21 protein-coding genes, 1 other RNA gene and 1 pseudogene are annotated in these 20211 nt (G+C 53.2%); 9 read left to right on the top strand and 14 right to left on the bottom strand.

The genetic code is table 11. From position 1 onward, the window contains the following. Positions 1–3: 3 nt before the first annotated feature. From era to AC3Y5R_RS17370, 9 genes are all read right to left on the bottom strand, one after another. On the bottom strand, positions 4–909 hold the full coding sequence (gene era / locus AC3Y5R_RS17410; protein ID WP_489922360.1) for a GTPase Era: 906 nt from the start codon (positions 907–909) through the stop codon (positions 4–6). Then, on the bottom strand, positions 906–1586 hold the full coding sequence (rnc, locus tag AC3Y5R_RS17405; protein ID WP_158782706.1) for a ribonuclease III: 681 nt from the start codon (positions 1584–1586) through the stop codon (positions 906–908). The genes era and rnc overlap by 4 nt, the downstream gene beginning before the upstream one ends. Positions 1587–1721: 135 nt before the next feature. Next, complete coding sequence (lepB, locus tag AC3Y5R_RS17400; RefSeq protein WP_489922359.1) at positions 1722–2684, bottom strand: signal peptidase I; 963 nt, start codon at positions 2682–2684, stop codon at positions 1722–1724. A 26-nt stretch (positions 2685–2710) separates the two neighbouring features. Beyond that, positions 2711–4510, bottom strand: coding sequence for a translation elongation factor 4 (gene lepA, locus AC3Y5R_RS17395; RefSeq protein WP_158782704.1), 1800 nt, complete (start codon positions 4508–4510; stop codon positions 2711–2713). 320 nt (positions 4511–4830) lie between these two features. Continuing rightward, positions 4831–5295, bottom strand: a complete 465-nt coding sequence (rseC, locus tag AC3Y5R_RS17390) for a SoxR-reducing system protein RseC (RefSeq protein ID WP_489922358.1) — start codon at positions 5293–5295, stop codon at positions 4831–4833. Next, complete coding sequence (gene rseB / locus AC3Y5R_RS17385) at positions 5292–6245, bottom strand: sigma-E factor regulatory protein RseB (protein ID WP_489922357.1); 954 nt, start codon at positions 6243–6245, stop codon at positions 5292–5294. Before rseB ends, rseC begins: the two co-directional genes overlap by 4 nt. Then, positions 6245–6895, bottom strand: coding sequence for an anti-sigma-E factor RseA (gene rseA, locus AC3Y5R_RS17380; RefSeq protein ID WP_489922356.1), 651 nt, complete (start codon positions 6893–6895; stop codon positions 6245–6247). Before rseA ends, rseB begins: the two co-directional genes overlap by 1 nt. Before the next feature lie 30 nt (positions 6896–6925). Next, positions 6926–7501, bottom strand: a complete 576-nt coding sequence (gene rpoE, locus AC3Y5R_RS17375; RefSeq protein WP_158782700.1) for an RNA polymerase sigma factor RpoE — start codon at positions 7499–7501, stop codon at positions 6926–6928. Between the two features lie 57 nt (positions 7502–7558). Further along, positions 7559–7729 carry a hypothetical protein gene (locus AC3Y5R_RS17370; protein ID WP_489922355.1) on the bottom strand — a complete coding sequence of 57 codons (171 nt, stop codon included), beginning with the start codon at positions 7727–7729 and terminating at the stop codon, positions 7559–7561. Between the two features lie 247 nt (positions 7730–7976). On the opposite strand from AC3Y5R_RS17370, the gene nadB reads away from it, so the two are divergent. Beyond that, a complete protein-coding gene (gene nadB, locus AC3Y5R_RS17365) occupies positions 7977–9578 on the top strand; it encodes an L-aspartate oxidase (RefSeq protein ID WP_489922354.1) in 1602 nt (533 codons plus the stop codon). On the opposite strand, the gene trmN is transcribed toward nadB, so the two are convergent. Then, positions 9579–10316, bottom strand: a complete 738-nt coding sequence (gene trmN, locus AC3Y5R_RS17360) for a tRNA(1)(Val) (adenine(37)-N(6))-methyltransferase TrmN (RefSeq protein ID WP_489922353.1) — start codon at positions 10314–10316, stop codon at positions 9579–9581. It abuts the gene before it with no gap. A 132-nt stretch (positions 10317–10448) separates the two neighbouring features. Between trmN and srmB the strand changes: the two genes are divergently transcribed. Continuing rightward, entirely contained in the window at positions 10449–11780 is a 1332-nt protein-coding gene (srmB, locus tag AC3Y5R_RS17355) for an ATP-dependent RNA helicase SrmB (protein WP_158782697.1), read from the top strand. Between the two features lie 244 nt (positions 11781–12024). Here the strand turns inward: srmB and grcA are convergent, their stop codons facing one another. After that, positions 12025–12408, bottom strand: a complete 384-nt coding sequence (gene grcA / locus AC3Y5R_RS17350; RefSeq protein WP_489922352.1) for an autonomous glycyl radical cofactor GrcA — start codon at positions 12406–12408, stop codon at positions 12025–12027. A 287-nt stretch (positions 12409–12695) separates the two neighbouring features. On the opposite strand from grcA, the gene ung reads away from it, so the two are divergent. Then, a complete protein-coding gene (ung, locus tag AC3Y5R_RS17345) occupies positions 12696–13406 on the top strand; it encodes a uracil-DNA glycosylase (RefSeq protein WP_489922351.1) in 711 nt (236 codons plus the stop codon). Positions 13407–13432: 26 nt separating this feature from the next. Here the strand turns inward: ung and grpE are convergent, their stop codons facing one another. Further along, positions 13433–14014, bottom strand: a complete 582-nt coding sequence (gene grpE, locus AC3Y5R_RS17340; protein ID WP_489922350.1) for a nucleotide exchange factor GrpE — start codon at positions 14012–14014, stop codon at positions 13433–13435. A gap of 124 nt (positions 14015–14138) precedes the next feature. Between grpE and nadK the strand changes: the two genes are divergently transcribed. The 3 genes from nadK (at position 14139) to bamE (ending at position 17266) form a co-directional block, all read left to right on the top strand. Beyond that, the gene (gene nadK, locus AC3Y5R_RS17335; RefSeq protein ID WP_158782693.1) at positions 14139–15017 is read left to right on the top strand and encodes an NAD(+) kinase; all 879 of its coding nucleotides are present in this window, start codon (positions 14139–14141) and stop codon (positions 15015–15017) included. A gap of 88 nt (positions 15018–15105) precedes the next feature. Then, positions 15106–16767 carry a DNA repair protein RecN gene (recN, locus tag AC3Y5R_RS17330; RefSeq protein ID WP_489922349.1) on the top strand — a complete coding sequence of 554 codons (1662 nt, stop codon included), beginning with the start codon at positions 15106–15108 and terminating at the stop codon, positions 16765–16767. Between the two features lie 151 nt (positions 16768–16918). Continuing rightward, positions 16919–17266 (top strand): outer membrane protein assembly factor BamE, encoded by a 348-nt coding sequence (bamE, locus tag AC3Y5R_RS17325; protein WP_489922348.1) that lies wholly within the window; start codon positions 16919–16921, stop codon positions 17264–17266. Positions 17267–17322: 56 nt separating this feature from the next. Here the strand turns inward: bamE and AC3Y5R_RS17320 are convergent, their stop codons facing one another. Together AC3Y5R_RS17320 and AC3Y5R_RS17315 are read right to left on the bottom strand one after the other, a co-directional pair. Next, positions 17323–17619 (bottom strand): RnfH family protein, encoded by a 297-nt coding sequence (locus AC3Y5R_RS17320; protein WP_489922347.1) that lies wholly within the window; start codon positions 17617–17619, stop codon positions 17323–17325. Beyond that, entirely contained in the window at positions 17612–18046 is a 435-nt protein-coding gene (locus AC3Y5R_RS17315; protein WP_199257253.1) for a type II toxin-antitoxin system RatA family toxin, read from the bottom strand. Before AC3Y5R_RS17315 ends, AC3Y5R_RS17320 begins: the two co-directional genes overlap by 8 nt. 158 nt (positions 18047–18204) lie before the next feature. On the opposite strand from AC3Y5R_RS17315, the gene smpB reads away from it, so the two are divergent. The 3 genes and pseudogenes from smpB to AC3Y5R_RS17300 form a co-directional block, all read left to right on the top strand. Further along, positions 18205–18687: an SsrA-binding protein SmpB gene (gene smpB / locus AC3Y5R_RS17310; RefSeq protein WP_158782688.1), complete on the top strand. Its 483-nt coding sequence runs from the start codon at positions 18205–18207 to the stop codon at positions 18685–18687. 49 nt (positions 18688–18736) lie between these two features. Further along, positions 18737–19100: a transfer-messenger RNA gene (gene ssrA / locus AC3Y5R_RS17305) on the top strand. A 190-nt stretch (positions 19101–19290) separates the two neighbouring features. Beyond that, positions 19291–20109, top strand: a pseudogene (locus tag AC3Y5R_RS17300) (phage integrase central domain-containing protein); the annotation flags it as partial. Positions 20110–20211: the final 102 nt, after the last annotated feature.

Raw genomic sequence — 20211 nt, 5'->3', positions numbered from 1 at the left:
GTGTCAGAGGTCGTCTACATAGCCCAGGCTACGCAGGGCGCGTTCATCATCCGCCCAGCCGGACTTCACTTTCACCCACAGTTCCAGATGCACTTTAGCTTCGAACATCTCTTCCATATCTTTACGCGCTTCAATGCCGATGGTTTTGATCTTCGCGCCTTTGTTACCGATAACCATTTTTTTCTGGCCTTCACGCTCGACCAGGATCAGGCCATGGATGTCGTAACCTCCGCGCTCGTTAGTCACGAACCGCTCGATCTCAACGGTCACAGAATACGGCAGTTCGGCACCCAGGAAGCGCATCAGCTTTTCACGGATGATCTCTGAAGCCATAAAGCGCTGAGAACGGTCGGTAATATAATCTTCCGGGAAGTGGTGAATCGCTTCCGGCAGGCGCTTACGCACGATGCTGGCAATGGTATCCACATTCTTACCGCTTTCGGCTGAGATCGGCACCACGTCCATAAAGTTCATCTGCTGGCTGAGGAACTGCATGTGCGGCAGCAGAATGCTTTTGTCAGTGATGTTGTCGACCTTGTTGATCGCCAGCAGCACCGGCACTTTGTTATCTTTCAGTTTGTTCAGCACCATTTCATCGTCGGCGGTCCAGCGCGTGCCCTCCACCACAAAGATCACCAGCTCAACATCACCGATGGAGCTGCTGGCTGCACGGTTCATCAGACGGTTGATCGCCCGCTTTTCTTCCATGTGCAGGCCTGGGGTGTCCACATAGATGGCCTGGTATTCGCCTTCGGTGTGGATGCCCATAATGCGGTGACGGGTGGTTTGTGGTTTACGCGAGGTGATCGACACCTTCTGCCCCAGAAGCTGGTTCAGTAAGGTGGATTTCCCGACGTTGGGGCGGCCTACAATAGCAATAAAGCCGCAGTGGGTGGTTTGTTCGCTCATTCAAGTCCCAGCTTAATCAGCGCCTGTTCGGCTGCTGCCTGCTCAGCTTTGCGACGGCTGGAGCCGGTTCCTACAACCGGATCTGCCATGCCGCTTACCTGGCAGTGGATAGTAAATTCCTGATCGTGCGCTTCGCCCCGCACCTGCACCACCAGATAGGAGGGCAGCGGCAAATGGCGACCCTGCAGATACTCCTGCAGACGCGTTTTTGGATCTTTCTGTTTGTCACCCGGACTGATCTGATCGAGACGGCTGGCGTACCAGTTCAGGATCAGCTTTTCCACCACCTGGATATCGCTATCCAGGAAGACGCCACCAATCAGCGCCTCTACGGTATCAGCCAGAATCGACTCACGGCGGAAACCGCCGCTTTTCAGCTCGCCCGGCCCTAATCGCAGGCACTCGCCCAAATCAAATTCACGGGCCATTTCTGCCAGCGTATTCCCACGCACCAGCGTGGCTCGCATGCGGCTCATATCCCCTTCATCGACACGAGGGAAACGGTGATAGAGCGCATTGGCAATCACATAACTGAGGATCGAGTCGCCCAGAAACTCCAGTCTTTCATTGTGCTTGCTGCTGGCACTGCGGTGAGTGAGCGCCTGCTGCAACAGTTCCTGATGGGTAAAAGTGTAGCCCAACTTCCGCTGGAGCCTGTTAATTACGATGGGATTCATGTGTTACCAGTATCTGAATGCGTCAATTATGCTGCACACGGAACAGGGCTGGACCTGCCAACACGAAACTGTTTCGTGTGCAGTGGCTCCCCGCAGGAAGCCACCCTTTTTATCAATGGTGCCCGAAGGCAGCCATTAATGAATACCGCCAATGCGGCTCAGGCGAACGCCGGTTGGCCATTGCCCTTCCTGCTTCTCAAAGCTCATCCAGATGGCGGTTGCTTTACCAACCAGATTTTTCTCCGGCACGAAGCCCCAGTAACGGCTGTCTGCGCTGTTATCGCGGTTATCGCCCATCATGAAGTACATGCCCTGAGGCACCACCCATGTTGACTGCGGCTGGCCCGGCTGCTGATAGTAAGAGCTTGCCTGACTTTGAGCCTGCGTCACCAGCAGAATGTGGTGAGTCACCTCGCCCAGAGTCTCATTGCGGGTAGCCAGACGTAACCCGCCACGCATGGATTCGCCCTGTGGCATCTGGTAAAAACCATTGCCCACTTCATTGCCGTCAAACCCGCTAAAGGTCTGGATAAAGTCGCTTGGCTGCACGTCCGAATAGGTAATCGGCAATGCGGTTTCGCAAGCTTCGCCGGATGAGCAGGCCGGATTAACGGTGACGGTTTTGCTCTGAGGATCATAGCTCACGCGATCGCCCGGTAAGCCGACAACACGTTTAATATAATCCATGCTCGGATCTTTCGGGTATTTAAAGACCGCAATATCGCCACGTTTCGGATGACCGGTTGGGATCAACGTCGTCTGGGTGATCGGGTCTTTAATACCGTAGGCAAATTTTTCCACCAGAATAAAATCGCCAATCAGCAGCGTTGGCATCATCGATCCTGACGGGATCTGGAACGGTTCGTAGATAAAAGAGCGCACCACGAACACCAGCAGCAGTACCGGAAAAACGGACGCTGCCGTTTCAACCCAACCAGGTTGCTTCGCTACCGCTTTCTCCCCTGTGCTGCCAGACTGGGCAGCAGCTTCAGCTAACTTCGCCTTGCGTGCCGGAGCCCACTTGAATTTATCCACACACCAGATAATTCCGGTGAGTAATGTTGCTATCGCCAGAATCAGGGCGAACATATTAGCCATTACAGTTCCCTCGTAGCCTTGGGGCTTTATTTACCGTCTTTACCAACATGGAGAATGGCAAGGAACGCTTCCTGAGGCAGCTCAACGTTACCCACCTGCTTCATACGTTTCTTACCGTCTTTCTGTTTCTGCAACAGCTTTTTCTTGCGGCTGACGTCACCGCCATAGCATTTCGCCAGGACGTTTTTACGCAGCTGTTTCACGGTAGAACGGGCAATGATGTGGTTACCAATGGCCGCCTGGATCGCGATGTCAAACTGCTGACGCGGGATCAAATCTTTCATTTTTTCCACCAGGTCACGTCCGCGATACTGCGAGTTGTCACGGTGGGTGATTAGCGCAAGAGCATCGACACGCTCGGCGTTGATCAGCACGTCCACACGCACCATGTCGGATGCCTGGAAGCGTTTAAAGTTATAGTCCAGCGAGGCGTAACCACGCGAGGTGGACTTCAGGCGGTCGAAGAAGTCGAGCACCACTTCCGCCATCGGGATTTCATAAGTCAGGGCAACCTGGTTACCGTGGTAAACCATGTTGGTCTGCACACCGCGTTTTTCGATACACAGCGTGATCACGTTGCCGAGGTATTCCTGCGGCAGCAGCATGTGACACTCGGCAATCGGTTCACGCAGCTCTTCGATGTTGTTCAGCGGCGGCAGCTTCGCCGGGCTGTCAACATAGACAGTCTCGCCGGAAGTGGTCAGCACTTCATAGACTACGGTCGGTGCCGTGGTGATCAAATCCAGGTCGTATTCACGCTCCAGACGCTCCTGAATGATCTCCATGTGCAACAGGCCAAGGAAGCCACAGCGGAAGCCAAAGCCCAGCGCGGTGGAACTTTCTGGCTCGTAGAACAATGAAGCATCGTTCAGGCTCAGTTTGCCAAGCGCATCACGGAAGGCTTCATAGTCATCTGAACTGATTGGGAACAGACCGGCATAAACCTGTGGCTTCACTTTCTTGAAGCCTGGCAACGCCTTTTCCGCCGGGTTACGTGACAACGTCAGCGTATCCCCAACTGGCGCACCCAGGATATCTTTGATCGCGCAGACCAGCCAGCCAACTTCGCCACAGTTCAGCATTTCGCGGTCAACACGCTTCGGCGTGAAGATCCCCAGACGATCGGCGTTATAGGCCAGACCGGTGCTCATTACTTTGACCTTATCGCCTTTACGCAGGGTGCCGTTTTTAATACGCACCAGTGAGACCACGCCCAGATAGTTATCAAACCAGGAGTCGATGATCAGCGCCTGCAGCGGACCTTCAGGGTCGCCTTCCGGAGGCGGGATATCACGCACCAGGCGTTCCAGGACATCCGGTACGCCCACGCCAGTTTTGGCGGAGCAACGCACCGCATCGGTGGCATCAATGCCGACGATATCTTCGATTTCCTGCGACACGCGATCGGGATCCGCCGCGGGCAGATCAATCTTGTTCAGCACCGGTACCACTTCCAGATCCATTTCCATCGCGGTGTAGCAGTTGGCCAGAGTCTGTGCTTCCACGCCCTGCCCGGCATCAACCACCAGCAGTGCGCCTTCGCAGGCTGCCAGCGAGCGGGAAACTTCATAGGAGAAGTCCACATGGCCCGGGGTGTCGATAAAATTGAGCTGGTAAGTTTCACCGTCTGGCGCGTGGTAGTCGAGCGTCACGCTCTGCGCCTTGATGGTAATGCCGCGTTCACGTTCCAGATCCATTGAATCCAGCACCTGTGCAGCCATTTCACGTTCGGTCAGGCCACCGCAAATCTGAATCAAACGGTCGGAGAGCGTTGATTTGCCATGGTCGATATGAGCGATGACAGAAAAGTTTCTTATATGCTTCATTTATATGAATATTTTCGCTTAAACGTTCGGTTTAATTCTCGCGGTGGACACGGCCGTCAACACTTACTGCAATGCACCCGCCATCAATGAGCACGCATCTTACACTGTTAGCCCCCTGCACGAAAGAATTCACACGCATAGCAGGGCATCAAATTCGCAACGGAGGATGTCAGTTTACGACCATGCTGACCATTAATTACACTCCAGACCATCCTTAAGAAAACGTCTTTCAGCCTGCAAAAGTAAACAGGGCCGCCGAAGCGACCCTGCAACACTTAACCTGTTGATTGAAAGAATTTATTAACAGCAGGCCGGGGGAATTATGCATCCGTTTCGACCCGGAGAACATCCGGAGGTAGTGCAACGCTGAGGATTACCGGCTGGAAAGAGGCAGATTTCCCGAGGAAATTCGAAATTCCCTTAGCCACAATAAAACCGCCAACGCCACCCAGTAATGCACCCGCTGCGGCGGAAAGATCGCTATGAAACAGCATCTGGAACAGGCCAGCAACGATGAACAGGCCCAGCAGCGGAGTCATATACACAAGCAAAGCTGAACTGAGCAGGCTTTTCTCTTCAATGCCCAGCTCAATACGTTGCCCCGCCTTCAGCGGTTCAGCGCTGGCGATTTTCATCACGTGCGCGTTTTTCGGCCCCAGCTTATTGAGCATGTGGCTGCCGCAACCCTTGCGGGCTGAGCAGCTGCTGCAGGAAGTTTTCATTTCGGAGTGCAGCGTGGCCACACCATCCTGCCACGACACCACCGTGGCCCATTCTCTCATCATTGTACCGACCCCAGTTTAACGCCGTCTGCAATACGTTTAGCGGTTGATGGCGGGAGTTCACCGACCACCGTGATTTCCGCATTATTACGTACTTCAGTCTGGACCGTACGACGCCCGGTACGCAATAGCTGTGGCGAACTGTTTTTATCGGCCGCGCTGACGTTAACCGAGAAACTGAACAGGCCATCAGAGTAAAGACGGGATTCCACCGGTTTGTTCAATGACGGGATCTGCCGGCGGCTCTGCGTCACTTCTTTCATTCCCACCGGCAACCAGCCAGCGGTCCAGTTAAAGGTCACTTTATCACTGGCAGGAACGGATAAAGAAGGTGGCAGATTGGCTTTTTCCAGCCCCTGCATCATCTTCCGCACGCCATCATCCACCGCGAAACTGACCACGCGATACTGCTCCAGCGTCTCACCGTCATGATCAAGCAGATCGACCCGCAGTGGCAGTTTGGTGTCGCTGTCCAGCCAGACAATGTAGCTGTAGCGCGTACCATCACGGGCCACGATGCGGATTACCTCACACATCTGGTCGGCAATGCGGGTGCGGCCTACAGGCACAAAATCATAGGTATCGGCCAGCTTCTGGAAATCGGCATAAACCAGCGACGGGAGGGCATCAACAATGTGATCCCCTGCCAGGGTAAACGGCTCCAGGCCGGGTTCGAAGTAACTCACCTCATTACCGCGCTGGATAATTTCACGGCGCGGCCCGTCCATCTGCAGCATCTGAGCATACACTTTGTTGTTCAGCACGGCATGACGGTAACGCAGGGATTCAATCCCCAGTCTTGAGACGTTGATGTAAGCGAATTCGTAATTGAGAGACTGGCCGGCCTGCTCCATCTGTTGCAACAGCGCCCCGGAGGTAGTTTCCGCCGGGGCGACACTGGAGTACATCAGGCTGCCAGCCATAAGGCTGACGGCGCACCAAAGTTGCTTCATTACTGCTGCTGAATTCCTAACGACTGATTACCCGGAACCTGAACGGCAGCCTGCTGAGCAGGTTTCTGCTCAAACTGGAGCTGATCGGAATGCAAGCGGCGCTGCAATTCATAATCCTGCAGCATCGCATTTACACGGCGGCGCTGTTCCTGCACCTGCTGTGGCGCATTGCTGTTAACTGCGCTCTCAGAAGGCACTCCCAGACTCACCGGAGAAGCCTGCCCCATCATCGGCAGCGTGTTAAACACTGGCGAATCTGACTGGCTCTGCCCGTTCTGGGGCTGGTTGTAATGCTGCACGCCAACTATCACTGCCAGCGAGACACAGGCGGCTACGCCAACCTGAGTAATTTGAGCGGCCCATGGACGGACTTTGTGCCAGAACGGCATGTTGCCATAGCATTCCGGAGTTGGCTGCGCTTCCGGGATCAGCGTTGTAGTTTTGCCAAGCGGTTCATTTGCGATTGCCGCAGCCACCCGGGCTGAGATATCGAAATGGATGACCTGCCCAACATCACCGCGCAGAGTATCGCGAATCAGGTGATAGCTTTCCCAGTTTTGTTGCAGCCTGGCGTCTTTAGACAATGCGTACAAAACTTCGTTATCCAAAGTCTCACCGTCCATTAAAGCGGAAAGTTGTTCTTTCTGCATGCCTCAGTACCCTTCCTGTATCCGCTATCGCTAGCGTTGGATAAGCGGTTGAATTTTATTATCGATGGCTTCGCGAGCACGGAAGATACGAGAACGAACTGTACCGACCGGGCAATCCATAATGGCGGCTATCTCTTCATAGCTCAGACCATCCAGCTCCCTCAGAGTAATCGCCATACGGAGATCCTCGGGCAGCGTTTCGATGGTGCGAAAAACCATCTGTTTCAATTCTTCCGACAACATTAAGTTCTCAGGGTTCGAAATTTCTTTCAGTGCACCTGCACTTTCGAAGTTTTCAGCGTCTATCGCATCCACATCACTGGATGGCGGACGGCGTCCCTGAGCAACAAGGTAATTTTTGGCCGTATTGACGGCAATCCGATAGAGCCAGGTATAAAAGGCACTATCGCCACGGAATGATTCCAGCGCACGATACGCTTTAATGAATGATTCCTGTACTACATCAGGTACATCTCCAGACGGAACATAGCGGGAAACCAGGCTCGCCACTTTATGCTGGTAGCGTACCACCAGTAAATTGAATGACTTCTGATCTCCTTTCTGAACTCGCTCTACGAGAACCTGGTCCGTTAACTGCTCGCTCATCCGAGGTAATGTCTCCCCAAATCTTTTTCCACGCGTTTCCGAACTCCCCGCAATAACTCATACTTTTTGAGCAAGCATGCGCTTAGAGTGATGGTCATGAGTAAAGTTCCGTTGCGCCGTTTTATTTGTGATGTCGGTGCGGGAAGAGGATAAATCAGCGATCATTTTTATGATTTCTGACTGATTTGAGCAGCCACTGCTTCTCTTTGCACTTTCGCCTGCTGGCATAAAGCGTCCCGTCAACGCCGCAGAGTACCCCAAGAAGCCTGTTTTTTCATCTTTAAATCACGGTGATTCGAGTCTGTTCGCAATATTAAACCTCTTACGCACAAAAAACCGTGAATTTGCTGTATTTCCAACAAGAATGAAAATATCGACTGGCTCACACTCTCCCGGAGGCGGGGAAAAAAGACTTTTTCACCGCCAAAATTGGGTGCTATGCTCAGCAAACAACCTGTTTAGTAAATTAAACAACATGATTTCTTCTCCCAATTACAACTGTGACGTATTGATTATTGGTAGCGGTGCCGCCGGTCTTACACTGGCCCTCCGCCTGGCCGGGAAACATCAGGTCACCGTATTAAGTAAAGGGCCAATCAGCGAAGGCTCAACGTTTTATGCTCAGGGTGGCATCGCCGCGGTATTCGATGAGGATGACAGCATAGAATCCCACGTCGAGGATACGCTGGTCGCCGGGGGCGGTTTATGTGAGCGCGAAGCGGTCTCTTTTATCGCCAGCAACGCCAGACACTGTGTGCAGTGGCTGATCGATAACGGCATGCTGTTTGACAAAGAGAGCCCGGAGAATGGCGATGGCCCCTATCACCTGACCCGCGAAGGCGGGCACAGCCACCGCCGGATACTGCACAGTGCCGATGCCACAGGGCGTGCCGTCGAAAATACGCTGGTAAGCCAGTCACTTAGCCACCCGAATATCAGTATCATCGAGCGCAGCAATGCCGTGGACCTGATCGTCTCCGATAAAATTGGCCTGCCCGGCGAGCGACGTGTTGTCGGAGCCTATATCTGGAACCGCAAGCGTGAGAAGGTTGAAACCTGCCGTGCACGATCCGTTGTACTGGCAACCGGTGGCGCGGCGAAAGTCTACCAGTACACCACTAATCCGGACGTGGCATCAGGTGATGGCATCGCCATGGCATGGCGTGCAGGTTGCCGCGTGGCAAACCTGGAGTTCAACCAGTTCCACCCGACCTGCCTGTTCCATCCTGAGGCACGAAACTTCCTGCTGACTGAAGCATTACGCGGCGAAGGAGCCGTGCTGAAGCGTCCGGATGGCACAAGGTTTATGCCTGATTTCGATCAACGTGCCGAGCTGGCTCCCCGGGATATTGTTGCCCGCGCTATCGATCATGAGATGAAACGGCTGGGTGCCGACTGCATGTATCTGGATATCAGCCATAAACCAGCTGACTTCATTCAGGCGCATTTCCCGACCATCAATGAAAAACTGAAAACGCTGGGCTTCGACCTGACCAAAGAACCCATTCCTGTCGTTCCGGCTGCACATTACACCTGTGGCGGCGTGGTGGTTGATCAACAGGGACGGACGGATGTCTCCGGTTTATATGCTATTGGAGAGGTCAGTTATACCGGTCTGCATGGGGCGAATCGCCTCGCCTCTAACTCTCTGCTGGAATGTCTGGTTTATGGCTGGTCAGCCGCAGAACACATCAATGAACATCTGCAGGCTGTGCCGCCGGTTGAAGATCTTCCTGCGTGGGACGAGAGCCGCGTGGATGATTCGGATGAACAGGTGGTTATTCAGCACAACTGGCACGAGTTACGGCTGTTTATGTGGGATTACGTGGGGATAGTCCGCACCACTAAACGACTGGAGCGTGCCCTGCGACGTATCACTATGTTGCAGCAGGAAATTGACGAATATTACGCCAACTTCCGCATTTCTAACAATTTGCTGGAGTTGCGCAACCTGGTACAGGTAGCCGAACTGATTGTCCGCTGCGCAATGGAGAGAAAAGAGAGCCGGGGCCTGCATTACACGCTGGATTACCCGAATCAATTGGACGATCCCAAACCCACGGTCCTCACGCCATAATCACCGGAACAGATAGAACTCGCGGGTCAGGCTGCAATGCGCTTCAGAATAACGCTGGTCTGGCCCACGAATGGTCATGCGATCGAGGAACTGTTCGCCCGGCCGGGGGGAAAACGCCAGCAGCACGCGGTTAGGCGGCCGCGTTTCATTATCGGAAATATCGGTGCGGAAATGCAGATGCCAGCCGCGCTGCAACGCCAGCTCCACCAGCTTGTTACCTGCAGATTCGGGCAGGATCACACAGAAATAGCCATCTTCCGTAATGAGATTCTCCGTACAGGCCAGCAATACATCGTGAGTTAAGTCGCTGGTATAGCGTGCTGAAGCCCGTTCGGGTGTGGCACAATCGACGCCCGGCACAAAATAAGGCGGATTGCTCACGATCAGCGAGTAGCGCTGCCCGCAATTTTTCGCCCACTGCAGAATATCATCCTGATAGACAGTGATTCGTCCGGCCCACGGCGAGGCAGCGGCATTCTCCTGCGCCTGTCTGGCCGCCTGCTCATCCAGCTCAACTGCATCAATTGCCACGATTTCTGCTGTACGTTGGGCCAGCATAAGAGCAATCAGCCCGCTGCCAGTACCGATATCCAGCACCCGCCCGGCGCCCGCTACCGGAGCCCAGGCGCCAAGCAGCACGCCATCGGTGCCAACCTTCATCGCACAGCGATCGTGGGCGACAAAAAATTGTTTAAAAGTAAACCCGTTGGCGCGGAGAACAACTTTCTGTTGAGACATTTGACTGACCTGAAAGGGAAACGGCGCTAGCATAGGGCAATTAAGAAATAAGGAAAAGTCATTCAGACCACACAAACAGATGAAGATCGCGTTCAATCTGTCTATAATCAGCGCCCCAAACTGAGGTAGACCATGACTGTAACCACTTTTTCCGAACTCGAACTTGATGAAAGCCTGCTGGAAGCCCTGCAGGAAAAGGGCTTCACGCGCCCCACTGCTATCCAGGCCGCTGCAATCCCGCCTGCACTGGAGGGTCGTGACGTTCTGGGTTCGGCACCAACCGGTACAGGCAAAACGGCCGCATATCTGCTGCCGGCTCTACAGCATCTGCTCGATTTTCCCCGTAAAAAATCAGGCCCGCCACGCATTCTGGTGCTGACGCCTACCCGTGAACTGGCGATGCAGGTTGCTGACCAGGCACGTGAGCTGGCCAAACACACCCATCTGGATATCGCTACCATCACCGGTGGTGTGGCATACATGAACCACGCCGAAGTGTTCAGTGAAAACCAAGATGTGGTGGTGGCGACCACCGGCCGCCTGCTGCAATACATTAAAGAAGAGAACTTCGACTGCCGGGCAGTGGAAACGCTGATCCTGGATGAAGCCGACCGTATGCTGGACATGGGCTTCGCACAGGATATTGAGACTATCGCGGCGGAAACCCGCTGGCGCAAGCAGACCCTGCTTTTCTCCGCCACGCTGGAAGGCGATGCGATCAAAGACTTCTCCGAACGTCTGCTGAACGAGCCAGTGGAGATCGAAGCCGATCCTGCCCGCCGCGAACGCAAAAAGATTCTGCAGTGGTATTACCGTGCGGACGATGTTAAGCATAAAACGGCTCTGCTGATCCATCTGCTACAGCAGCCAGAAGTGACACGTTCAGTAGTCTTCGTTCGCAAACGTGAGCGTGTGCATGAGCTCTGCGGCTGGCTGCGTGAGGCTGGCATCAACACCAGCTATCTGGAAGGTGAGCTTGAGCAGTTTAAGCGTAACGAAGCGATAAAACGTGTTGTCGACGGCCGGGTGAACGTGCTGGTTGCGACCGATGTGGCCGCTCGTGGTATCGACATTGATGATGTCAGTCACGTCTTTAACTTCGATTTGCCGCGCACTGCGGATACATACCTGCACCGTATTGGGCGTACTGGTCGCGCCGGTAAGAAAGGCACCGCGATCTCTCTGGTGGAAGCGCACGACAACGTGCTGCTGGGCAAAGTCAGCCGCTATGTTAATGAACCGCTGAAAGCGCGTACCGTTGATGAGTTGCGCCCCACTACCCGTGCGCCAAGTGAGAAACTGAGTGGTAAACCTTCCAAGAAGGTCCTGGCTAAGCGTAAAGAACAGAAAGACAAGGATGCTGAAGCAGCCAAGCCGCGCGTGAAGAAACGCCACCGCGATACCAAAAATATCGGTAAGCGTCGCAAGCCAAGCGGAACAGTTAAAACTGAAAGCGCCGAATAATCATACCGCCTGACAAAAAACCGCCCCGAAAGGGCGGTTTTTTTAATGACATCAGTGACAGAAACTGCCTGTTTACTCACAATTTTCAGAAAACTGACAAATTACTCTGTAAGCACTCTGCACCTGTAAAAACCGCAAGGTTTTTCTGTCTGTTATTCATCATGTTAACAATGAGTTTTCACTGATGATTTTTTCTACTCGCAACCAATTATCCCGGCAGAAAACCGGGATTTTTCAGTCACTATTACAGACTTTCTGTAAAGGTACGCGCGATAACGTCACGCTGCTGTTCTGGCGTCAGAGAGTTGAAACGCACTGCATAGCCAGAAACACGGATAGTCAGTTGTGGGTACTTCTCAGGATGCTTAACAGCCTCTTCCAGCGTTTCGCGGCGCAGCACGTTAACATTCAGATGCTGACCGCCTTCCACACGTACCTGAGGTTTGACTTCAAGTGGGATTTCACGGTATTCGATGTCGCCCAGGTCACTGACAGACACCACCTGATCTTCGCTGTAATCAGCTTTGGCACAGACGCAGCGGGCTTCAGCTTTTTCATCATCCAGCAGCCAGAACGAATTCAGCAGGGCCGCATTGGTTGCTTTGGTAATTTGGATTCCGGTAATCATGATTGTGCCTCCCAGGCAGTCAGTGCTGAAGGTTATCAGCAGGTCAAAGTTCAGAAAATTCAGTGATGCTATTTGACCTGTATATCAGCCTGCCGGAAGATCCACTTTGATTTAAATCAAAATCGTCCTATGCCGCAGTGACAACTATTTATCAACGTTTTGATTTAGTTCAATTTTGCCAGAAAAATGAATTTCATATTTTTTTGTATATTTTCAATTTTATTTTAAGTTTCTAGCCGCAGCGATCCGGGTTAAGCTACGGGCAGGTTACCCCTAAGGAGGCAGATATGGTCAATGCACTGACCTGGCACGACGTGCTGGCACAGGAAAAAGAGAAGCCCTACTTTATCGACACCCTGTCATTAGTGGCAAAAGAACGCGCAGCTGGCAAAACGGTTTATCCGCCGCAGAAAGACGTGTTTAACGCCTTTCGTCTGACAGAGCTGAGCGAGGTGAAGGTAGTGATCCTTGGGCAGGATCCTTACCACGGCCCTAACCAGGCACACGGTCTGTCCTTTTCCGTATTGCCGGGTGTCGCCGTTCCGCCTTCGCTGGTCAATATGTATAAAGAATTGCTCACTGATATTCCCGGCTTCGAACGCCCCCAGCATGGTTTTCTTGAAAGCTGGGCAAGGCAGGGAGTGATGCTGCTGAACACGGTGCTGACAGTTGAAGCCGGACAGGCACACTCCCACGCTCGCTTTGGCTGGGAAACGTTTACCGATAACGTGATAGCGGCGATCAATGAGCATCGTGAGGGCGTGGTGTTTTTACTGTGGGGATCGCATGCGCAGAAAAAAGGCGCGATTATCGACAGGAAGCGTCATCACGTGCTGCAGGCTCCGCACCCTTCCCCGCTTTCGGCACACCGTGGTTTTTTTGGTTGCGGACACTTCTCCAAAACCAACGAATGGCTGGCTCAGCACGGAGAAGAACCCATTAACTGGACGCCCGTTCTGCCAGACCAGAGCTACAGCAATAAAAAAAGCACCTCATGAGGTGCTTTTTTACTTTCAGCGGGCAACTACGCTTTGGCTTTAGAAACCGCAACCATTGCCGGACGCAGCAGGCGACCATTCAGCGTGTAACCACGTTGCATCACCATCAGCACGTGATTAGGGGCCACTTCGTCAGATTCCATCATCGACATCGCCTGATGGATTTCCGGATTAAATGGAACACTGACATCGCCAACCACTTCCACGCCAAATTTGCGCACCGCACCCAGCAGGGATTTCAGCGTCAGATCAATCCCTTCAACCATCGCGGTCAGTTCAGGATTTTCTTTATCTGCCACTTCCAGCGCGCGCTCCAGGCTGTCGATCACCGGCAGCAGCTCGTTGGCGAATTTTTCCAGGGCAAATTTGTGGGCTTTTTCCACGTCCAGTTCGACACGGCGACGGATATTTTCGATTTCAGCCTGAGCACGCAGCTGCGCTTCACGCACGCCGCCCTGCGCCTGAGCCAACTGGGCTTCCAGCTCGGCGATACGCTCATCACGCGGATCCACCCCTTCGGCTATCTCTGCGTCCTGGTGTTGCGTCTGTTCCATCTCAATATCGTCTGAGACTTGCTCGTTTGGTGTGTTCTGTTCTTTACTACTCATGAAATTCTCCGCGTTTGTGCACATTCATCTCGCTGGTTCGCTTATTATGGGGATCAGAATTGCGGTTTCAAGGGAACCGGTCACATTGTCTGAGGTAGTTTACCTCATGAGGAACGCCAGCATCATGAACAACCATTTCAACTGCATTGGTATTGTGGGGCATCCGCGCCATCCTACCGCGCTGACGACGCACGAAATGCTCTACCGCTGGCTGACGACGAAGGGCTATGAGGTGATTATCGAGCAGCAGATTGCACGTGAGCTGAACCTCTCCGATGTGGAAACCGGAACGCTGGCCGAGATTGGACAGAAGGCCGATTTGGCTGTGGTGGTCGGCGGCGACGGGAATATGCTGGGAGCGGCCCGGGTGCTGGCCCGCTACGACATTAAAGTGATTGGGATTAACCGTGGCAACCTTGGGTTCCTAACGGACCTTGACCCGGACAATGCCCAACAGCAGCTGGCCGATGTGCTGGAAGGAAAATACATCACGGAGAGCCGCTTTCTGCTCGAAGCCCAGGTTTGCAGGCATGGGCGCGACCCGAGAATTGGCACGGCGATTAACGAAGTGGTGCTTCACCCGGGCAAAGTGGCGCACATGATCGAGTTTGAGGTCTATATCGACGAGACTTTTGCTTTTTCGCAGCGTTCAGATGGTCTGATTATTTCCACTCCAACAGGCTCTACCGCTTACTCGCTCTCTGCAGGCGGCCCGATACTGACGCCTTCGCTGGATGCCATTGCCATTGTGCCGATGTTTCCGCACACGCTTTCCGCGCGCCCTCTGGTGATCAACAGCAGCAGCACCATCCGCCTGCGTTTTTCCCATATGCGCAGCGATCTGGAAGTGAGCTGTGACAGCCAGATTGCCCTGCCGATCCAGGAAGGGGAAGACGTGTTGATCCGCAGAAACGAGGATCACCTGAATTTGATCCATCCTCAAAACTACAATTATTTCAACACGCTGAGCTCCAAACTGGGCTGGTCAAAAAAATTGTTTTAAAATCCAGCGCCAGCTACTTTACTGGTTATAAAACCAGTATATACTGTATGAAAAACCATATCTGTGTTTTCATACAGGAACGCTAACTATGCTGGCACAACTGACCATCAGTAATTTTGCGATTGTTCGTGAACTTGAAATCGATTTTCAGCGCGGCATGACCGCCATCACTGGCGAAACCGGTGCGGGAAAATCTATTGCTATCGATGCGCTGGGTCTGTGCCTGGGCGGCCGTGCTGAAGCAGATATGGTGCGCCAGGGCGCAACTCGCGCGGATATTTGCGCCAGCTTCTCCCTGAAAGATACCCCCTCCGCCCTGCAGTGGCTGCTCGATAATCAGCTGGATGAAGGCAATGAGTGCCTGTTACGCCGTGTGCTCAGCAGCGATGGTCGTTCACGCGGTTTTATTAACGGCACCGCTGTTCCTCTTTCACAGCTTCGCGACCTGGGTCAGCTCCTGATTCAGATCCACGGGCAGCATGCTCATCAGCTGTTACTGAAACCAGAACACCAGAAAACTCTGCTGGACGGTTATGCCGGAGAGAACAACCTGTTGCAGGAGATGGCTGGCAGCTATCGCCAGTGGCATCAAAGCTGCCGGACTCTGGCTCAGCTTCAGCAGCTGTCTCAGGAGCGTGAAGCACGGCGCGAACTGCTTCAGTATCAGCTGAAAGAGCTGAATGAGTTCGCCCCACAGGCGGGGGAATATGAGCAGATTGACGAAGAGTATAAGCGCCTGGCGAACAGCGGACAGCTGCTGTCCACCAGCCAGCAGGCACTGATGCTGCTGGCTGATGGTGAAGATACCACGCTGCAAAACCAGCTCTATACTGCTCATCAACTGCTCAGTGAACTGGTGGCAATGGATGACAAACTCAGTGGCGTCTGCACTCTGCTTGACGAGGCCGCCATTCAGATCAGCGAAGCCAGCGATGAGCTTCGCCATTATTGTGAGTGGCTGGATCTGGATCCTAACCGCCTGCATGAGCTAGAACAGCGCCTCTCCCGGCAAATTTCTCTGGCGCGTAAGCACCACATTTCACCGGAAGAGCTCCCCGCCTTTCACCAGCAACTGCTGGAAGAGCAGGCGTTGCTTAATCAGCAGGAAAGCGATCAGGATGAGCTGGCGCTGATTGTTGCGCAGCATCATCAGGTTGCCCTGACTTGTGCTGAGAAACTGCATCATCGCCGCGTGCACTATGCGCAGGAGCTTAGCCGGATGATTGGTGAGAGTATGAACGCGCTGTCGATGCCTCATGGCCAGTTGGGTATTGATGTTCAGTTCAACGCTGACCACCTCACCGCAGAAGGGGCAGACCGGATTGATTTCCGGGTCAGTACGAACCCTGGTCAGCCGCTGCAGCCGCTGTCCAAAGTTGCTTCAGGCGGCGAGCTTTCGCGCATTGCTTTAGCTATTCAGGTGATCACCGCCCGTAAAATGGATACTCCGGCACTGATTTTCGATGAAGTGGATGTGGGCATCAGCGGCCCAACCGCCGCAGTGGTGGGCAAAATGCTGCGCCAGTTAGGTGAGTCTACTCAGGTCATGTGCGTAACCCACCTGCCGCAGGTTGCAGGGTGTGGCAACCATCATTTTTACGTCAGCAAAGAGACCGATGGAGAGATGACAGAGACCCATATGCAGCCGCTCGACAAACGCTCCCGCCTGCAGGAGCTGGCGCGTCTGCTGGGCGGAAGTGAAGTAACCCGCAACACGCTGGCGAATGCGAAAGAGCTTTTAGCAGCCTGATGCCGCACTTTTTTGGGTGCCTGTGGTCATAACCATGCTCCGTAGAGGTTTCAAACTGCGGAAAGGTTTATTATCATCGACTTCTTACGCTGTTATCGTCGCGAGTTTCGATGCAGCCAGATTGTTGGCCCTAAAAGGAATAAAGATACTTATGCGCTGTAAAACGCTGACTGCTGCGGCGGTGGTTCTTCTGATGATGACCGCTGGATGTTCCACTCTGGAGCGAGTGGTTTACCGGCCAGATATCAACCAGGGTAACTACCTGGTTGCTAATGACGTTTCTAAAATCCATAACGGCATGACTCAACAGCAGGTGGCCTACACTCTGGGCACGCCGATGATGCGTGACCCGTTTGGCAGCAACGTCTGGTATTACGTGTTCCGTCAGGAGCCAGGCCACGAGCCAGTGACCCAGCAGACACTGACGCTGACCTTTGACAAAAATGGCACGCTGACCAACATCGATAACAAACCGAATCTGAGCCGCAACAAAGGCTAAGTGGAGTCGCGGTCGGACTGCGATAGCCACCGGTCGGAAGGAAAACAGTAAGGCGCTCAGGGCGCCTTATTTTTTGCGGCGCGCTCGGCACGCTGACGACGTAATTCTTTCGGGTCAGCCAGCAGGGGACGATAAATCTCGATTCTGTCACCGCTGTGAACTTCATCATTCAGCTTCACCGGACGGCTGAATACACCCACCTTGTTGCTGGCGAGGTCGATATCAGTGCGCAGATCCAGAATGCCGGAAGCCCTGATCGCCTGCTCTACGGTGGCACCCTCTTCCACATTTACCGTGTAGAGATATTGTTTTTCCGGCAACGCATAAACCACCTCGATGGCAATATCAGGCACTGTAAACCTCTTTGGCGCGGCGGGTGAAAGCCTGCACCATGCTGCTGGCCAGTTCTTTGAAAATTCGTCCGAAGGCCATTTCCACCAGCATATTGGTAAATTCAAACTCGAGGTTCAGCTCAACCTTGCAGGCATCTTCACTGAGCGCGGTGAACTCCCAGCCACCGGTCAGTTTGCGAAACGGGCCATCAACCAGCTGCATGTGAATGCTCTGATTGTCAGTCAACGTGTTTCGGGTGACAAAAGTTTTGCTGATACCGGCTTTGGAAACGTCCACCGACGCCGTCATCTGCTGTTCACTGGCATCAAGCACCCGGCTGCCGGTACACCCTGGAAGAAATTCCGGATAGGCATCCACATCGTTTACCAACCGGAACATTTGCTCTGCACTGTAGGGCACCAGCGCAGAACGACTAATCTGAGACATAGCGTTTCCTGTTAATCCTAAACCTGTCAATAATACCATCGCCGGCGATCAAACAAAAATTCTCAGCCGTCAGCGTTCTGCTAAAATAGCGCTTTTCCCTGCCGCTGTTGTTACAGGGGATGCCATCAATCACCGCTTCATGTACACTAAGTTGCACTATGACAAAGAAAAAAGCACATAAACCCGGTTCCGCCACCATTGCCATGAACAAGCGGGCCCGTCATGAATACTTCATTGAAGAAGAGTTCGAAGCGGGGCTTTCGCTACAGGGATGGGAAGTCAAATCTCTCCGTGCCGGTAAGGCCAATATCAGTGAGAGCTATATCATGCTGCGTGACGGTGAAGCCTTTCTGTTCGGTGCCACCTTCCAGGCGCTGATTGGCGCATCATCGCATGTGGTCTGCGATCCAACCCGCACCCGTAAGCTTCTGCTGAAAGAGCGTGAGCTTGCAAACCTGTTCAGTAAAGCAAACCGTGATGGCTACACTGTCGTGGCGCTGTCGCTGTACTGGAAAAATGCCTGGGCCAAGCTGAAAATCGGCGTGGCAAAAGGTAAGAAAGAGCACGACAAGCGTGATGACATTAAAGATCGCGAGTGGAAGACCGACAAAGCACGCATCATGAAACACGCCAATCGCTAAGTCTCTGGCGTTGCGACGGGTTTTTCTGATATACTGCTTCACAGTACTTGGGGCTGATTCTGGATTCGACGGGATTTGCGAAGCCCTAGGAGCATGCCGAGGGGCGGTTTGCCTCGTTAAAAGCCGCAAAAAAATAGTTGCAAACGACGAAAACTACGCTTTAGCAGCTTAATAACCTGCTCAGAGCCCTCTCTCCCTAGCCTCCGCTCTTAGGACGGGGATCAAGAGAGGTCAAACCCAAAAGAGATCGTGCGAATGCCCTGCCTGGGGCTGAAGCATTAAACCTAATCAGGCTAGTTTGTTAGTGGCGTGTCCGTTCGCAGCTAACCGGCGAATGTAAAGACTGGACTAAGCATGTAGTGCCGACGGTGTAGTAATTTCGGACGCGGGTTCAACTCCCGCCAGCTCCACCACATTATGTACCGGATACCGGATACGTCCGGGTAAGTCCTGAAAGCCCGCTTGGAACCAGCCTCGCGGGCTTTTTTACGTCTGTAGTAGTCCGTAGAGATCCAGCCAAATCCGGTGATAATTGGTATACGCATTGGTATACGGTAAGATGTATGCCAATAACGTATACCAATTCACGCAGGAAAGCCCCGTATGGCAAGGACTACGCGCCCTCTCACCAACACAGAAGTTCTTCGATCCAAAGCCATTGATAAAGATCTGACGCTGCATGACGGCGACGGACTTTTTATGGTGGTGAAAACCACAGGAAAGAAGCTTTGGCGTTTCCGCTATCAAAGGCCAGCGACAAAGCAGCGCACCATGATGGGCCTTGGTGCCTTCCCTGCCCTATCGCTGGCAGATGCCAGACGCCTGCGCGCTGACTACCTCTCCTTACTCGCAAACGGTATTGACCCACAGACCCAGGCCGAACAGGTCACAGAACAGCAACAGATAGCGTTAGACAGCATTTTCTCAACCGTGGCCGCTAACTGGTTTGCTTTGAAACAAGCCAGCGTTACGGCGGATTACGCTAAGGATATCTGGCGCTCTCTTGAGAAGGATGTTTTTCCTGCTATTGGTGAAATTCCCGTACAGGAAATAAAAGCGCGCAAGCTTGTTGAAGCATTGGAGCCGATTAAGGCCCGTGGTGCTCTGGAAACGGTTCGTTGCTTGGTACAGCGCATTAATGAGATTATGATTTACGCGGTCAATACTGGGCTGATTGATGCTAATCCTGCCTCGGGTGTGGGGATGGCGTTTGAAAAGCCTAAGAAGCAGAATATGCCCACACTGCGACCAGAGGAATTGCCGAAGCTTATGCGTTCGCTGGTGATGTCGAATCTGTCCGTTTCCACTCGCTGCCTGATTGAATGGCAGCTCCTGACTCTTGTGCGCCCTTCGGAGGCTTCTGGCGCTCGATGGGTAGAGATCGATCTTGACGCAAAACTGGACTGCCCCCCCCCCAGTAGACGATCCTGCCCTATAGTTTGAGCACAGGAGGAGCGTATGGGCACACCACGATTTACACCTGAATTTAAAGAAGAAGCCGTCCGTCAAATAACGGAACGCGGT

The organism is Erwinia sp. 009765445 (assembly GCF_058137865.1).
The sequence above is the reverse complement of the archived record's forward strand: the minus strand, read 5'-3'. Positions and strand labels throughout refer to the sequence as shown.

What these genes read in the sequence shown, in the direction of transcription:
- era (WP_489922360.1), bottom strand. Translation starts at nt 909, where the DNA reads ATGAGCGAACAAACCACCCACTGCGGCTTTATTGCTATTGTAGGCCGC.
- rnc (WP_158782706.1), bottom strand. Translation starts at nt 1,586, where the DNA reads ATGAATCCCATCGTAATTAACAGGCTCCAGCGGAAGTTGGGCTACACT.
- lepB (WP_489922359.1), bottom strand. Translation starts at nt 2,684, where the DNA reads ATGGCTAATATGTTCGCCCTGATTCTGGCGATAGCAACATTACTCACC.
- lepA (WP_158782704.1), bottom strand. Translation starts at nt 4,510, where the DNA reads ATGAAGCATATAAGAAACTTTTCTGTCATCGCTCATATCGACCATGGC.
- rseC (WP_489922358.1), bottom strand. Translation starts at nt 5,295, where the DNA reads ATGATGAGAGAATGGGCCACGGTGGTGTCGTGGCAGGATGGTGTGGCC.
- rseB (WP_489922357.1), bottom strand. Translation starts at nt 6,245, where the DNA reads ATGAAGCAACTTTGGTGCGCCGTCAGCCTTATGGCTGGCAGCCTGATG.
- rseA (WP_489922356.1), bottom strand. Translation starts at nt 6,895, where the DNA reads ATGCAGAAAGAACAACTTTCCGCTTTAATGGACGGTGAGACTTTGGAT.
- rpoE (WP_158782700.1), bottom strand. Translation starts at nt 7,501, where the DNA reads ATGAGCGAGCAGTTAACGGACCAGGTTCTCGTAGAGCGAGTTCAGAAA.
- AC3Y5R_RS17370 (WP_489922355.1), bottom strand. Translation starts at nt 7,729, where the DNA reads ATGCCAGCAGGCGAAAGTGCAAAGAGAAGCAGTGGCTGCTCAAATCAG.
- nadB (WP_489922354.1), top strand. Translation starts at nt 7,977, where the DNA reads ATGATTTCTTCTCCCAATTACAACTGTGACGTATTGATTATTGGTAGC.
- trmN (WP_489922353.1), bottom strand. Translation starts at nt 10,316, where the DNA reads ATGTCTCAACAGAAAGTTGTTCTCCGCGCCAACGGGTTTACTTTTAAA.
- srmB (WP_158782697.1), top strand. Translation starts at nt 10,449, where the DNA reads ATGACTGTAACCACTTTTTCCGAACTCGAACTTGATGAAAGCCTGCTG.
- grcA (WP_489922352.1), bottom strand. Translation starts at nt 12,408, where the DNA reads ATGATTACCGGAATCCAAATTACCAAAGCAACCAATGCGGCCCTGCTG.
- ung (WP_489922351.1), top strand. Translation starts at nt 12,696, where the DNA reads ATGGTCAATGCACTGACCTGGCACGACGTGCTGGCACAGGAAAAAGAG.
- grpE (WP_489922350.1), bottom strand. Translation starts at nt 14,014, where the DNA reads ATGAGTAGTAAAGAACAGAACACACCAAACGAGCAAGTCTCAGACGAT.
- nadK (WP_158782693.1), top strand. Translation starts at nt 14,139, where the DNA reads ATGAACAACCATTTCAACTGCATTGGTATTGTGGGGCATCCGCGCCAT.
- recN (WP_489922349.1), top strand. Translation starts at nt 15,106, where the DNA reads ATGCTGGCACAACTGACCATCAGTAATTTTGCGATTGTTCGTGAACTT.
- bamE (WP_489922348.1), top strand. Translation starts at nt 16,919, where the DNA reads ATGCGCTGTAAAACGCTGACTGCTGCGGCGGTGGTTCTTCTGATGATG.
- AC3Y5R_RS17315 (WP_199257253.1), bottom strand. Translation starts at nt 18,046, where the DNA reads ATGTCTCAGATTAGTCGTTCTGCGCTGGTGCCCTACAGTGCAGAGCAA.
- smpB (WP_158782688.1), top strand. Translation starts at nt 18,205, where the DNA reads ATGACAAAGAAAAAAGCACATAAACCCGGTTCCGCCACCATTGCCATG.